At 63.4% G+C, this 14,518-nt stretch carries 9 protein-coding genes and 1 riboswitch; of the genes, 3 read left to right on the top strand and 6 right to left on the bottom strand.

Going from position 1 to position 14,518, the window contains the following annotated elements; genetic code table 11:
• Nucleotides 1-268: 268 nt before the first annotated feature.
• Nucleotides 269-1,357, top strand: coding sequence for a recombinase RecA (gene recA, locus VFL62_RS03765; protein WP_325171038.1), 1,089 nt, complete (start codon nt 269-271; stop codon nt 1,355-1,357).
• Nucleotides 1,358-1,495: 138 nt separating this feature from the next.
• Complete coding sequence (locus tag VFL62_RS03760) at nt 1,496-1,789, top strand: GIY-YIG nuclease family protein (RefSeq protein ID WP_325171037.1); 294 nt, start codon at nt 1,496-1,498, stop codon at nt 1,787-1,789.
• A gap of 140 nt (nt 1,790-1,929) precedes the next feature.
• On the opposite strand, the gene gcvP is transcribed toward VFL62_RS03760, so the two are convergent.
• From gcvP to gcvT, 3 genes are all read right to left on the bottom strand, one after another.
• The gene (gcvP, locus tag VFL62_RS03755) at nt 1,930-4,794 is read right to left on the bottom strand and encodes an aminomethyl-transferring glycine dehydrogenase (RefSeq protein ID WP_325171036.1); all 2,865 of its coding nucleotides are present in this window, start codon (nt 4,792-4,794) and stop codon (nt 1,930-1,932) included.
• A 151-nt stretch (nt 4,795-4,945) separates the two neighbouring features.
• On the bottom strand, nt 4,946-5,317 hold the full coding sequence (gcvH, locus tag VFL62_RS03750; RefSeq protein WP_325171035.1) for a glycine cleavage system protein GcvH: 372 nt from the start codon (nt 5,315-5,317) through the stop codon (nt 4,946-4,948).
• Nucleotides 5,318-5,326: 9 nt separating this feature from the next.
• Entirely contained in the window at nt 5,327-6,487 is a 1,161-nt protein-coding gene (gene gcvT, locus VFL62_RS03745) for a glycine cleavage system aminomethyltransferase GcvT (RefSeq protein WP_325171034.1), read from the bottom strand.
• Nucleotides 6,488-6,631: 144 nt separating this feature from the next.
• Nucleotides 6,632-6,721: riboswitch (glycine riboswitch) on the bottom strand.
• Nucleotides 6,722-6,931: 210 nt separating this feature from the next.
• On the opposite strand from gcvT, the gene alaS reads away from it, so the two are divergent.
• A complete protein-coding gene (gene alaS, locus VFL62_RS03740) occupies nt 6,932-9,610 on the top strand; it encodes an alanine--tRNA ligase (protein ID WP_325171033.1) in 2,679 nt (892 codons plus the stop codon).
• 858 nt (nt 9,611-10,468) lie between these two features.
• Here alaS and ilvD read toward each other — a convergent pair.
• From ilvD to VFL62_RS03725, 3 genes are all read right to left on the bottom strand, one after another.
• Nucleotides 10,469-12,310: a dihydroxy-acid dehydratase gene (gene ilvD / locus VFL62_RS03735; RefSeq protein WP_325171032.1), complete on the bottom strand. Its 1,842-nt coding sequence runs from the start codon at nt 12,308-12,310 to the stop codon at nt 10,469-10,471.
• A gap of 296 nt (nt 12,311-12,606) precedes the next feature.
• Entirely contained in the window at nt 12,607-13,110 is a 504-nt protein-coding gene (locus tag VFL62_RS03730) for a DUF3455 domain-containing protein (protein WP_325171031.1), read from the bottom strand.
• Between the two features lie 142 nt (nt 13,111-13,252).
• Nucleotides 13,253-14,464: an NADP-dependent isocitrate dehydrogenase gene (locus VFL62_RS03725; protein ID WP_325171030.1), complete on the bottom strand. Its 1,212-nt coding sequence runs from the start codon at nt 14,462-14,464 to the stop codon at nt 13,253-13,255.
• Nucleotides 14,465-14,518 lie beyond the last annotated feature (54 nt).

Here is a 14,518-nt window from a genome sequence, read left to right as displayed (position 1 = left end):
GGCTTCATGAAACACCCTATCTCGGTGTCCATCAAACCGGCAGCAGCTCAATAGAGACGAACCTAGCACAAGCAGCGGGGGGTCCTAACTGAAATTAGGACACGAATAACTTTAAACTAGGACACCGGGGGTCAAATACGGACAGTACCGACAAGCCCAAAAAGAACATATTGCGAACAAGGAACAAATGGTGTACATTTGCTTCCACACTGATTCAGACCGCAACCGTTTGTCCCGCTCGCGAATCCTCGCCATAAGGAGCACCGAAATGTCCGTTACCGCCCTGCGTATCGTCGAAGGATCGTCCATGGATAAGAGTAAGGCCCTGTCCGCCGCGCTGTCCCAGATCGAGCGCCAGTTCGGCAAGGGGTCGGTGATGAAGCTGGGCAAGAACGACCGCTCGATGGATGTCGAGACGGTGTCGTCGGGCTCGCTGGGACTAGATATTGCGCTCGGCGTCGGCGGCCTGCCGAAAGGGCGGATTGTCGAGATCTACGGGCCTGAATCCTCCGGCAAGACCACGCTGGCGCTGCACACGGTGGCGGAAGGGCAGAAGAAGGGCGGCATCTGCGCCTTCATCGACGCCGAACACGCGCTCGACCCCGTTTATGCGCGCAAGCTTGGCGTCAACATCGACGAGCTTCTGATCTCGCAGCCCGACACCGGCGAGCAGGCGCTGGAAATCGCCGACACCTTGGTGCGCTCCGGCGCGATCGACGTGCTGGTGATCGACTCGGTCGCAGCATTGGTGCCGAAGGCCGAACTCGAAGGCGAGATGGGCGATTCACTGCCGGGCTTGCAGGCGCGCTTGATGAGCCAGGCGCTGCGCAAGCTCACGGCCTCGATCAACATGTCCAATACCATGGTGATCTTCATCAACCAGATCCGGATGAAGATCGGGGTGATGTATGGCTCGCCTGAAACCACCACCGGCGGCAACGCGCTGAAATTCTACGCCTCCGTCCGCCTCGACATCCGCCGCATCGGCGCCATCAAGGAGCGCGACGAGGTCGTCGGCAATACGACGCGGGTGAAGGTGGTGAAGAACAAGCTGGCACCGCCGTTCAAGCAGGTCGAATTCGACATTATGTATGGCGAGGGCGTCTCCAAGATGGGTGAAATCCTCGATCTCGGCGTCAAGGCCGGCATCGTGGAAAAATCCGGCGCCTGGTTCTCCTATGACAGCCAGCGTCTGGGCCAGGGTCGCGAAAACGCCAAGGCGTTTTTGAAGGCCAATCCCGACATGACCGGCAAGATCGAAGCCGCGATCCGCCAGAACTCCGGCCTGATCTCCGAGCAAATTTTGGCCGGCACGCCCGAGAGCGATGCCGACGGTGAAGAGCCGGCGGAGGAGTAAGGGTTTTCGCCGGCGCGCTATCGCCGGTGGCTTAAGACTTCGAAGCAAAGCGGGCGCAGAGAACGTTGAGTTGCCGACGTTTTCTGAGCCCGTTTTGTTTTGTGATTTCGAGTAGACGGCGTTTGAGATGCAACGGACATGGACGCCACGTGTTTCGTCTATATTCTTGCGAGCAAGCGAAACGGGACGCTGTATGTCGGTGTGACGAACGATCTTGCGCGCCGGATGTCAGAACACACGGCCAAGCTCGTTCCAGGGTTCACGCGCAAATACGATGTCAATGTTCTGGTCCATTTCGAAGCTTTCGACTCCGTTCTGCAGGCTCGCGCCCGCGAACATGCATTGAAGCGTGGGCGTAGGGCCTGGAAGGTCGCGTTGATTGAGAAGTTCAACGCAGAGTGGCGAGATTTATCCGCGGCGTTGAACACCTGACACGCGCTCGTTGCCCGGACGCAGCGCATCACGGAGTGGTGCGCTGATCCGGGGGCCATTGGTTGATTAGCGAAGGTATCTTGGGTCCCGGATCTGCGACGCAGCGCTATGCGCCGCATCGCGTCCGGGACACGGAAGCCTCACTCCGCGGCTTGCGCGTAATCGGAGACCGGCGGGCAGGAGCAGACGAGGTTGCGGTCGCCATAGACGTTGTCGATGCGCCCGACCGGACACCAGTACTTGTCCGTGTGTGAAGTGCCGGCGGGGAAGCAGCCTTCGCTGCGGCCATAGGTGCGGGCCCACGCGTCATCGGCGATATCGTGCACCGTATGCGGCGCGTGGCGCAGCGGCGAGGCCTCGACTTTGAAGCGGCCGGCCTCGATCTCGGCGATTTCCTGTCTGATCGCGATCATCGCCTCGCAAAAGCGGTCAAGCTCGGCTTTCGATTCGGATTCCGTCGGCTCGATCATCAGCGTGCCCGGCACCGGAAAACTCATGGTCGGGGCGTGGAAGCCGTAATCGATCAGCCGCTTGGCGATGTCGTCGACCGTGACACCGGTCGAATTCTTCAAGGGCCTCGGATCGATGATGCACTCATGGGCGACGCGGCCCTTGGCGTTGCGATACAGCACTGGGAAATGCGCTTGCAGCCGCGCGGCGATGTAATTGGCATTCAGGATCGCCACTTCCGTCGCACGCGCGAGACCGTCGCCGCCCATCATCAGGATGTAGATGTAGGAGATAGTGAGGATCGACGCCGAACCATAGGGCGCGGCCGATACCGGTCCGCTGGCGCTGTCGCCGGTCACAGGATGACCCGGCAGGAAGGGTTTCAGATGCGCCTTGACGCCGATCGGTCCCATGCCGGGGCCGCCGCCGCCATGCGGGATACAGAAGGTCTTGTGCAGATTGAGATGGCTGACATCGGCGCCGTAGTCGCCGGGCCGGGCGAGACCGACCTGCGCATTCAGGTTGGCGCCGTCGAGATAGACCTGTCCGCCATGGCCATGCACGATCTCGCAGATCTCGCGAATATGTTCCTCGAACACGCCGTGGGTCGACGGATAGGTGATCATCACGGCGGCAAGGTTGTTGGCGTACTGCCCGGCCTTGGCGCGCAAATCAGTGACATCGACGTCGCCGCGGGCGTCGCAGGCCACCACCACGACGTCCATGCCGGCCATATGCGCCGAGGCCGGGTTGGTGCCGTGGGCGGAAGATGGGATCAGGCAGATATTGCGATGCGCTTCGCCCCGTGAGGCGTGATAGCCGCGGATCGCCAGCAGCCCGGCATATTCGCCTTGCGCGCCCGAGTTCGGCTGCAGCGAGATCGCGTCATAGCCGGTGATGTCGCACAGCCATTTTTCGAGCCGCGCAAACAGGGCGTGGTAGCCTTCCGCCTGTTGGCGCGGCGCAAACGGATGCAGCGCGCCGAACTCCGCCCAGGTCAGCGGCATCATCTCGGTTGTTGCATTCAGCTTCATGGTGCAGGAGCCGAGCGGGATCATCGCGCGGTCGAGCGCGAGGTCGCGGTCCGAGAGCTTGCGCATGTAGCGCAAGAGTTCGGTCTCCGAGCGGTGCGCATGAAACACCGGATGGGTGAGGAAGGCGCTCGTGCGCTTCAGGCCGGCGGGCAGGGCCTCAATGGCGATCTTTTCGATCTCGGCATAATCGAGCTTGCCGCCGAACGCGCGCCATACGGCTTCGACGGTCTCTGTGGTCGTCGTCTCATCCAGCGCGATGCCGAGCACGCCGTCACCGAGCCGCAGGTTGATCTTTTCAGCCAGCGCGCGCGCCACGATCTCGTTTCTCTTGGAGCTGACATCCACCGACACGGTGTCGAAGAACGCTTCCGACTGAGGAGCAAAGCCGAGCTGGCGCAATCCCGCCGCCAGCACCGCGGCACGGCGATGAATGGTGCGCGCGATCTGCGTCAGGCCTTCGGGGCCGTGATAGACCGCATACATCGAGGCGATGATCGCGAGCAGCACCTGCGCGGTGCAGATGTTGGACGTCGCTTTTTCGCGGCGGATGTGCTGCTCGCGGGTTTGCAGCGCGAGGCGGTAGGCGGGTTGTCCGCGGGAGTCGACCGACAGTCCGACCAGCCGTCCGGGCAGCGATCGCTTGAGCGCATCGCGCACCGCCATATAGGCCGCATGCGGGCCGCCATAGCCCATCGGCACGCCAAAACGTTGCGCCGAGCCGATCGCGATGTCGGCGCCGAGTTCGCCCGGTGATGCCAACAGCGTCAGCGCCAGCAGGTCGGCGGCGACGATCGCGAGCGCGCCCTTGGCGTGGAGCGCCGAAATCGCGGGACGCAAATCACGAACCGCGCCGGAGGAGGAGGGATATTGCAACAGGCCGCCGAACACGTCGGCACCCTCCAGTTCGATCAGGGGATCGCCGACGATGAGCGTCCAGCCCAGCGGCTCGGCACGGGTGCGCAGCACCGCGAGCGTCTGCGGATGCACGTCGGCATCGACAAAGAACGATTTGGTCTTGCCTTGCGATGCGCGTTGGCTAAGCGCCATGGCTTCGGCGGCGGCGGTGGCCTCGTCGAGCAGCGAGGCGTTGGCGACGTCGAGCCCGGTGAGGTCGCAGATCATGGTCTGGAAGTTGAACAGCGCTTCCAGCCGGCCCTGACTGATCTCCGGCTGATACGGCGTGTAGGCCGTGTACCAGGCCGGATTTTCCAGAATGTTGCGCTGGATCACCGCCGGCAGCAGCGTTCCGGAATAGCCTTGGCCGATCAGCGAGGTGAAGACCTGATTTCTTGAAGCGAGATCGCGCATATGCGCCAGCGCCTCGGTCTCGCTCAAGGGCCGGCCGAGATCGAGTAGCGTCTGCTGCCGGATCGAGGCCGGCAGCGTCTCGGCCATCAGCGCCGAGAGGCTGGTGGCGCTCACGGTCTTGAGCATGTCGGCGACGTCGCGCGGCGAGGGGCCGATGTGGCGGCGCACGAAGCTCGTGGCGGGCTCGGTCAGCGGTTTGATGGGCGCGGTCATGTGTGCCTCCCTGCAATATTCAAATTCAGGTGTCATCGTCTGCGAAAGCGGACGATCCGGTACGCCGAGGCTTCTCGGTTCAATCGCCACTGCCTCGGGCTACTGGATGCCCCGCCTGCGCGGGGCATGACGGTCTTTTCCATCGCAGCTCTCAGGCGATGTGTTTCTGGTAGGCGGCCTCATCCATCAGGCCGCCAAGTTCGGTTCGATCGGCAATCTTCAGTTTGAAGAACCACGCCTTGCCGGCGGCATCGGAATTGACCAGCGCAGGCTCGCCGGCGAGCTCGTTGTTGATCTCCAGCACCTCGCCCGAGATCGGCGCGTAAACGTCGGAAGCGGCCTTGACCGATTCCACGACCGCGGCGGCCTCGGCCTTCTTTAAGGTGCGGCCGACCTTGGGCAGTTCGACGAACACGACGTCGCCGAGCTGGGACTGGGCGTAATCGGTGACGCCGATCGTGGCGACGTCGCCTTCGATGCGGAGCCACTCGTGGTCGGCGGTGTAAAGCGTCGTCGTCGTCATGTAGATCCCTCAGCGTTTATAGGTATTCGGAACAAAGGGCATCGGCGCCACGCGTAGCCGCAATCGCTGCCCGCGTACCTCGGCGAACAGGATGGTGCCGTTAGCCGCATGCGAGGGCGGCACGTATCCCATCGCAACCGGCGCATTGAGGCTCGGGCCAAAGCCGCCTGAGGTGACCTTGCCGATCCACTGATGGGAGGTTTCGTCGGCGTACAGGGCTGCGCCCTCCCGCACCGGCGCGCGGCCTTCGGCCTTGAGGCCGACGCGGCGGCGCACCGCGCCATGTTCGAGCTGGGCCAAAATCGCATCCGCGCCCGGAAAGCCGCCGGGACGCGCGCCACCCTTGCGGCGGCTCTTTTGGATCGCCCATTCCAGCGCACCTTCGACCGGCGTCGTTTTGGGATCGAGGTCGTGGCCGTAAAGGCTAAGCCCGGCCTCGAGCCTCAGGCTATCGCGCGCGCCGAGCCCGATCGGCAGCACGTTTTCATCCGCGAGCAATTGCGCGGCGAAGCCTTCAGCGGCCTCCGCCGGCACCGAGATCTCGAAACCGTCTTCGCCGGTGTAGCCGGAGCGGGAGACGAAGCAGTCGAGGCCACCGGCCAGACGCCGCGGGCCGGCGTCCATGAATTTCATCGCCGGGATTTCGGCATCGAACCTGGCGAGCACCGATTCGGCTTTCGGCCCCTGAAGCGCGATCAGTGCCCGGTTTGCGAGCGGCTCGACGGTGCAAGCGTCGGACAGATGCTCCCTCAGATGCGCCTCGTCCGCAGCCTTACAGGCGGCATTGACGACCAGGAACAGGTGATCGCCGAAATTCGCGACCATCAGATCGTCGAGAATGCCGCCGGCCTCGTTGGTGAACAGCGCATAGCGTTGGCGGCCGGTGGGCAGCGCCAGAATATCCTGCGGCACCAGCCATTCCAGCGCGCGCATCGCGTCCTCGAGCCGGCCTGATTTGGGCCGAAGCACGATCTGGCCCATATGCGAAACATCGAACAGACCGCAGCTCGCGCGCGTATGCAGATGCTCCTTCAGCACGCCGGTTCCATACTGCACCGGCATGTCGTAGCCGGCGAACGGCACCATCTTGGCCCCGCGCGCGACATGGAGCGCGTGCAGCGGCGTTTGCTTCAGCGGGGGCGGGGAGGCGGAAACGTCTGCAGCCAGCATGTTCAGAGCCCTCGCGGATTCGCCGAGGGCCGATTCCCTCGAACGCTTCCGAAAAAGCCCCATCTGTCGCTGTGCCTGAGAGTATTATCCCGTCGGCGGGCACGTCAGGGCAGAGCCCGTCAAATGCCTCTTTCCAGATGTCTCGATGTCACGAGGGTCCTTTTGCCTGAGAGTTTCCGGGGCGGTTGCTCCTTCGGCGCCGGCCAATCAGCCGATCTCTCCCGACGTGACGTGCCGGATAGATATGCGAAAACCCCTTTCCAGCCAAGCCCGTCAATGCCGCAGCGCGCCGTCATCAACGTCAAATCATAGGCAATAACTGCAACCCTCTGATGCCGCTGCAAGTTTCTGGACAGCGCTTTTGCCCTTGTCTAAAAGCGTCTTTCGCAGAGCGCCATCGACCCGCAGGGCCGCGCGCCTTTTAAGCAGTTTGATTGGACCCCCATGAGCGGCGTTAACGAAATCAGGTCGACTTTCCTCAAGTTTTTTGCCGACAACGGCCACGAAATCGTGGCCTCGTCGCCGCTGGTGCCGCGCAACGACCCGACCTTGATGTTCACCAATGCGGGCATGGTGCAGTTCAAGAACGTCTTCACCGGCGTCGAGAAGCGGCCGTATCAGCGCGCCACCACCTCGCAGAAATGCGTGCGCGCCGGCGGCAAGCACAACGACCTCGACAATGTCGGCTACACCGCGCGCCACCTCACCTTCTTCGAGATGCTCGGCAACTTCTCGTTCGGCGACTACTTCAAGGAGCGCGCGATCGAGCTCGCCTGGACGCTGATCACCAAGGAATTCGGCCTGAAAAAGGACAAGCTGCTCGTCACCGTCTATCACAACGACGACGCTGCGGCCGGCTTCTGGAAGAAGATCGCGGGATTTTCCGACGACCGCATCATCCGCATCGCCACTTCCGACAATTTCTGGGCGATGGGCGACACCGGTCCGTGCGGGCCGTGTTCGGAAATCTTCATCGACCGCGGCGAACACATCTGGGGTGGTCCGCCCGGCAGCCCGGAAGAGGACGGCGATCGCTTCCTCGAATTCTGGAATCTCGTATTCATGCAGTTCGAGCAGGTGACGCCGGAACAGCGCGTCGACCTGCCGCGTCCCTCGATCGACACCGGCATGGGCCTGGAGCGCATGGCCTCGATCCTTCAGGGGGTCGAGAGCGTGTTCGAGACCGACATGTTCCGCAACCTGATCGAAGCAACGAGCGCCGCGCTCGGACATGGACCTGGCAAGGACAACATCGCCTCCTACCGCGTCATCGCCGATCACTTACGCGCTTCGTCGTTCCTGATTTCGGACGGCGTGCTGCCCTCCAACGAAGGCCGCGGCTATGTGCTGCGCCGGATCATGCGTCGCGCGATGCGGCATGCGCAGCTTCTGGGCGCCCGCGAGCCGTTGATGCATCGCCTGGTCTGGGCGCTGGTGCGCGAAATGGGCCAGGCGTATCCGGAACTGGTGCGTGCCGAAAAGCTGATCGAGGAAACGCTGCGGCTGGAAGAGACGCGCTTTCGCAAGACGCTCGACCGCGGACTTGCGATCCTCGACGAAAAGAGCGCGGCCTTGAAGAAGGGCGACATGTTCGACGGCGATACCGCCTTCACGCTCTACGACACCTATGGTTTCCCGCTCGACCTGACGCAGGACGCGCTGAAATCGCGCGGGATCAGCGTCGATCAGGCCTCGTTCCAGGATGCGATGGAGCGCCAGCGCGAAAAAGCGCGCGCCTCATGGGTCGGAAGCGGCGATACCGCGAGCGAAGCGGTGTGGTTTCCGCTGCGCGAGAAACTCGGCGCGACGGAATTCCTCGGCTACGAGACCGAAACCGCGGAAGGCGTGGTCGGGGCGCTGGTGAAGGATGGTGCCGAGGTTGCTCAGCTCAAGACGGGCGAAAACGGCGCAATCGTTCTGAACCAGACACCGTTCTATGGCGAGTCCGGCGGTCAGGTCGGTGACATCGGCGCGATGGTCGGCGAGGGCGTGCGCTTCCGTGTCACCGATACGCAAAAGAAGGCCGGCGATCTCTTCGTCCATCTCGGCACGGTCGAGCAGGGCACGCTGAAGGCCGGCACGGCGCTGCAGCTCGAGGTCGATCATGGCAGGCGTTCGTCGATCCGCGCGCATCACTCCGCGACGCACATTCTTCATGAGGCGCTGCGCCAGGTGCTGGGGGATCACATCGCCCAGCGCGGCTCGCTGGTCGCGCCGGACCGCCTGCGCTTCGACTTCGTGCATCAAAAGCCGATCACGCCGGAGGAACTGGCGCGCGTCGAGGACATCGCCAACCAGGTGGTGCTGGAGAATGACGAAGTCACCACGCGCCTGATGGGCGTGGACGAGGCGCGCGAGGCCGGTGCGCGTGCGCTGTTCGGCGAGAAATATGGCGATGAGGTCCGCGTGGTCTCGATGGGCAAGAGCGCCCGCGAACATGGCCAGAACGCGCTCGGCTGGTCGGTCGAATTGTGCGGCGGCACGCATGTCCGGCGCACCGGCGACATTGGGCTGATCTCGGTGACATCCGAGAGCGCGGTGGCATCGGGCGTCCGCCGCATTGAGGCCTTGACCGGCAACTATGCGCGCAAGCACGCCAACGACATGATGCAGCTTGCGAAGAATGCGGCCGCCGAATTGCGCATCACACCGGAAGATGTGCCGGCGCGGATCGCCGCGCTGATGGAAGAACGCAAGAAGCTCGAGCGGGACTTGTCGGACGTTCGCAAGAAGCTGGCGATGGGTGGCGGCACGCCCGCTTCGAACGGCTCGGGTGCCGCCGGCGTGCGCGAAGTCGGTAACGTCAAACTGATGGCGCGCGCGGTCGAAGGCATCGAGATGAAGGATCTCAAGAGCCTTGCCGACGACGGCAAGAAACAACTCGGCTCGGGCGTCGTCGCCATCGTCGGGTTGACCTCCGACGGCAAGGCCGGCGTCGTCGTCGGCGTCACCGCTGATCTCACCGGGCGTTACAATGCCGTTGATCTCGTGCGGGTGGCTTCCGAAGCGCTCGGCGGCAAGGGTGGCGGCGGCCGGCCCGACATGGCGCAGGCCGGCGGTCCCGACGGGGCCAAGGCAAACGCGGCGCTCGCCGCGATCGAAAAGGCGATGGCGGGGGCGTGACCTTCAGTCCTTCTCCCCTTGCGGGAGAAGGTGGCCCCTTGCGGGAGAAGGTGGCCAACGGGTCCGCGCAAAGCGCGGCCCGATGACAGGCTCCGCGCCGGATGAGGGGTATCTATCCTTTCGCGTTCATCGAGAGCCTCGTTGAAACATACCCCTCACCCAAGTGAGTCTGTTTCAGCGGAGCTGCCCTTCTCCCAAGGGGAGAGGGCGCTATGATCGCACGCTTCTCCTATCTCCCGGGATATGAAGTTCCCTGTACTTGATTGATCTTGCACGAGAAGTCTGGCGGCATCGCTACATGCCGAGGATTTCGGCGGGCGATCCACCCTCGATGTGGTGGTCGGGAACTATCCGGCCGCGCTGATTCGCTGCTAATGTTCTGGTAGGGAGTTTCGCAGGGGACCAACTCCGTGGCGCAAAAACCATTCTTTCTCATCTTGAGGGACGATAGCGCGGGCACCTTTTCGGTCGAGGGGCCAATGACAGATGATCGTCCCTGGATTTCTCAGGTTGTAACGGCTCAACGCGCAGGCCGGAAGGTTCGCTGCGTGGTGGCGACCGGTGCCACGCGGGAACAGTGCATCAAAAATTGGCTGGCATCCAACCCCCGCATGAAGCTCGTTGACCCCGGCATGTTGCCTTGACGTCAGCGAATGCCGTGGCTGCGCCGATCCCCGCCAGGGCGAACGCGGCGCTCGCCGCGATCGAAATGGCGATGACGGGGCATGAGGGGATCGCGTTTCCCGGAAGCTGCGCAGCGTGAAACGATGCGCTGCTGATCCGTCCAGATGCCCGAGTGGGTCCCGCATCTGCAGCGCAACGTTCCGCTGCGCCGCGTGCGGGACACGAGGTGGACGCTCAGTCCTTCACCACGCGCACGGCGCCGCGCGAGGCGCTGGTGGTCAGCGCCGCATAGGCTTTCAGCGCGGTTGAAACCTTGCGGGCGCGCTTGGCCGGCTTCCACGCGTTGTTGCCCCTGGCCTGCATCGCCTCGCGGCGGCGTTTCAGCTCGGCCTCGCCAACCGCGAGATGGATCGAGCGGGCGGGGATGTCGATCTCGATCCGGTCGCCATCCTGCACCAGGCCGATGAGGCCGCCTTCGGCCGCTTCCGGCGAGACATGGCCGATCGACAGACCTGAAGAACCACCCGAGAAGCGCCCGTCGGTGACGAGCGCGCAAGTCTTGCCGAGGCCCTTCGATTTGAGATAGCTCGTCGGATAGAGCATCTCCTGCATGCCGGGGCCGCCGCGCGGACCTTCATAGATGATGACGACGACGTCGCCTTCCTTGATCTTGTTCGTCAGGATGGCTTCGACTGCCGCGTCCTGGCTTTCGAATACGCGGGCCGAACCTGCGAATTTCAGGATGCTGGCATCGACGCCCGCGGTCTTCACGATGCAGCCGTCGACGGCGATATTGCCGGTGAGTACGGCGAGGCCGCCGTCCTTTGAGTAGGCATGCTCGGCGCTGCGGATGCAACCGCTGGCGCGATCGAGGTCGAGCTCCTCGAAGCGTCGGTCCTGGCTGAAAGCGACTTGCGTAGGCACGCCGCCGGGAGCTGCCATGTAGAACTTGCGGACGCTCTCGCTCTTGGTGCGGGTGATGTCCCAGCGCTCCAGCGCGGCCTTGAGCGATGTCGAATGCACGCTCGGCAGGTCGGTGTGCATGAGGCCGGCTTTTTCAAGTTCGCCCATGATCGCGATCACGCCGCCGGCCCGATGCACGTCTTCCATGTGCACGTCGGCGACCGAAGGGGCGACCTTGCACAGCACCGGCACCTTGCGCGACAGGCGATCGATATCCTTCATGGTGAAGGGCACTTCGCCTTCATGCGCGGCGGCGAGCAGATGCAGCACCGTGTTGGTCGAGCCGCCCATCGCGATATCGAGGCTCATGGCGTTTTCGAACGCCTTGAAATTCGCGACATTGCGCGGCAGCACGCTGGCGTCGTCCTGTTCGTAGTAGCGCCGCGCCAGATCGACGATCAGGTGACCGGCTTCGACGAAGAGGCCTTTGCGGTCGGCATGGGTCGCCAGCACCGAGCCGTTGCCCGGCAGCGACAGCCCCAGCGCCTCGGTGAGGCAGTTCATCGAATTGGCGGTGAACATGCCCGAGCACGAGCCGCAGGTCGGACAGGCCGAACGCTCGATCACCTCGACCTCGGTATCGCTGACCTTGTCGTCGGCGGCCGCCACCATGGCGTCGATCAGGTCGACCGCTCTGACCTTGCCCTTGATGTTGACCTTGCCGGATTCCATCGGTCCGCCGGACACGAACACGGTCGGGATGTTCAGCCGAAGTGCTGCCATCAGCATGCCGGGCGTGATCTTGTCGCAATTGGAGATGCAGACCAGCGCGTCGGCGCAATGCGCGTTGACCATGTATTCGACGCTGTCGGCGATCAGTTCACGCGAGGGCAGGCTGTAGAGCATGCCGTCGTGGCCCATGGCGATGCCGTCATCGACCGCGATGGTGTTGAACTCTTTCGCCACGCCGCCGGCCGTCTCGATCTCGCGCGCCACCAGTTGCCCAAGGTCCTTCAGGTGCACGTGGCCGGGGACGAACTGGGTGAACGAATTGGCGATCGCGATGATCGGCTTGCCGAAGTCCTCGTTCTTCATTCCCGTGGCGCGCCACAGGCCGCGGGCGCCGGCCATGTTGCGGCCGTGGGTGGTGGTGCGGGAACGATAGGCGGGCATGGATTCCTCCGTCGGCTACAAGCCCGGCTCTTCAAGGCCGGGCTGCATAAAAACAATTCAGGCGCGGCTTAGCGAAAAGCCGCGCCCGGTTCGAGCCCTAATTTTGCGCCTCAGCGATGCCGGCGCAGTCCGGCGAGACATATGGCCGATAAGCGAAAAGGTAATGGCGGGGGCCTTCATCCTTCGAGACGCTCGCGTCCCGCGAGCTCCTCAGGATGAGGTCCAGATTCCCCAACCCTCGTGGTGAGGAGCGCGGTACGACCGCGCGTCTCGAACCATGAGGCCGATGTCCGAGATCAGCCCTTCTTCAGGAACACGTAGTCCGCGGAGTAGGGCACCGACTTGAAGGCGCCGGCCTTGTCGCAAGCGCCGTCAAGCTTGCCGCCCTTGGTGTTGATCCGCTGCACGGTGGTGACGCCGGAGAGGACACCGCTGCCGCGCGAGGCCGTCACTTGCAGCTTCAGCCAGGGTATGTCGTCGGCGGTCGCGCCCGGGGCGTTGCCGGCGGCCTTGGCCGTCACAGCGCTACCGTCGACGTGCTCCCAGTTCGGCCCGGCATAGTGCCGGCCGATGGTCTTGCCATCGAGCAGAAGCGTGGCGATCGGCTCGCGAAACACCCAGGTGAGCTTGCCGTCAGTGCCGGCCTTGCACTCATAGACCTGCGCGCCTTCGGCATGCACGGTGAGAACGACGGTTTCGCCCGGCGCCGCAATGGCATCGGGAAGCGCGGTTTGTGCGTTCGCGCTCACGACCGGACCCGAGAGCAATAGGGCGAGGGCGGCGCGTAGGAGAACCGACATGTCATGCTCCGATCGTGCATTGATGTTTGGCGTTATTCCGGGACGCGAGTGCAACGAGCGGACCCGGAATCCCGAGGTTCCGGGTTCGATGCTCTCGCATCGCCCCGGAACGACCGTGTGTAGATGAATGCGACGGCAAACCCTACGCCATCGCCTTGGTGAGGTTGTCCGCAACCTTGTCGAGGAAGCCGGTAGTCGAAAGCCAGCGCTGGTCGGCGCCGACCAGGAGCGCAAGGTCCTTGGTCATGAAGCCGGCCTCGACAGTGTCCACGCAGACCTTCTCCAGCGTGGAAGCGAACTTGGCGAGTTCGGCGTTGTTGTCGAGCTTGGCGCGGTGCGCCAGGCCGCGGGTCCAGGCGAAGATCGAGGCGATCGAGTTGGTCGAGGTCTCCTTGCCCTTCTGGTGCTCGCGGTAGTGGCGCGTCACCGTGCCGTGAGCGGCTTCGGCTTCCACCGTCTTGCCGTCGGGAGTGAGCAGCACGGAGGTCATCAGGCCGAGCGAGCCGTAGCCCTGCGCCACTGTGTCGGACTGCACGTCGCCGTCGTAGTTCTTGCAGGCCCAGACATAGCCGCCCGACCACTTCAGCGCCGAGGCCACCATGTCGTCGATCAGGCGGTGCTCGTAGGTCAGGCCCTTGGCGTCGAATTCCTTCTTGAATTCGCGGTCGAAGATGTCCTGGAAGATGTCCTTGAAGCGGCCGTCATAGACCTTGAGGATGGTGTTCTTGGTCGAGAGATAGACCGGGTAGTTGCGCATCAGGCCGTAGTTGAAGGAAGCGCGCGCGAAATCGATGATGGAGTCGTCGAGATTGTACATTTCCATCGCAACGCCCGGACCCGGCGTCTTGAATACTTCCTTCTCGATCACGGTGCCGTCTTCGCCGACGAACTTCAGCGTCAGCGTGCCCTTGCCGGGGAACTTGATGTCGGTGGCGCGGTACTGGTCGCCATAGGCGTGGCGGCCGATGATGATCGGCTTGGTCCAGCCGGGTACGAGCCGCGGCACGTTCTTGCAGATGATGGGCTCGCGGAAGATGACGCCGCCGAGGATGTTGCGGATGGTGCCGTTCGGCGACTTCCACATCTGCTTGAGGCCGAATTCCTTCACCCGCGCCTCGTCCGGGGTGATGGTGGCGCATTTGACGCCGACGCCGACCTTCTTGATGGCGTTGGCCGCATCGATCGTGACCTGATCGTCGGTCTTGTCGCGGTATTCCATCCCGAGGTCGAAATACATCAGGTTGATATCGAGGAACGGGTGAATCAACTTGTCCTTGATGTACTGCCAGATGATCCGGGTCATCTCGTCGCCATCGAGTTCGACGACGGGGTTGGTCACCTTGATTTTTGCCATGGGAAGACGGGCCTTTGTTGAAAGAGCGCCTTTGAGTCGGCGCGGAAACCGGAT

It is taken from the genome of Bradyrhizobium sp. (assembly GCF_035701725.1).
GTDB lineage: Bacteria > Pseudomonadota > Alphaproteobacteria > Rhizobiales > Xanthobacteraceae > Bradyrhizobium.
The sequence above is the reverse complement of the archived record's forward strand: the minus strand, read 5'-3'. Positions and strand labels throughout refer to the sequence as shown.

Coding starts and splice junctions, on each gene's coding strand:
- ilvD (WP_325171032.1), bottom strand. CDS start 12,310: ATGCCCGCCTATCGTTCCCGCACCACCACCCACGGCCGCAACATGGCC.
- gcvH (WP_325171035.1), bottom strand. CDS start 5,317: ATGACGACGACGACGCTTTACACCGCCGACCACGAGTGGCTCCGCATC.
- VFL62_RS03725 (WP_325171030.1), bottom strand. CDS start 14,464: ATGGCAAAAATCAAGGTGACCAACCCCGTCGTCGAACTCGATGGCGAC.
- gcvT (WP_325171034.1), bottom strand. CDS start 6,487: ATGCTGGCTGCAGACGTTTCCGCCTCCCCGCCCCCGCTGAAGCAAACG.
- gcvP (WP_325171036.1), bottom strand. CDS start 4,794: ATGACCGCGCCCATCAAACCGCTGACCGAGCCCGCCACGAGCTTCGTG.
- alaS (WP_325171033.1), top strand. CDS start 6,932: ATGAGCGGCGTTAACGAAATCAGGTCGACTTTCCTCAAGTTTTTTGCC.
- VFL62_RS03730 (WP_325171031.1), bottom strand. CDS start 13,110: ATGTCGGTTCTCCTACGCGCCGCCCTCGCCCTATTGCTCTCGGGTCCG.
- recA (WP_325171038.1), top strand. CDS start 269: ATGTCCGTTACCGCCCTGCGTATCGTCGAAGGATCGTCCATGGATAAG.
- VFL62_RS03760 (WP_325171037.1), top strand. CDS start 1,496: ATGGACGCCACGTGTTTCGTCTATATTCTTGCGAGCAAGCGAAACGGG.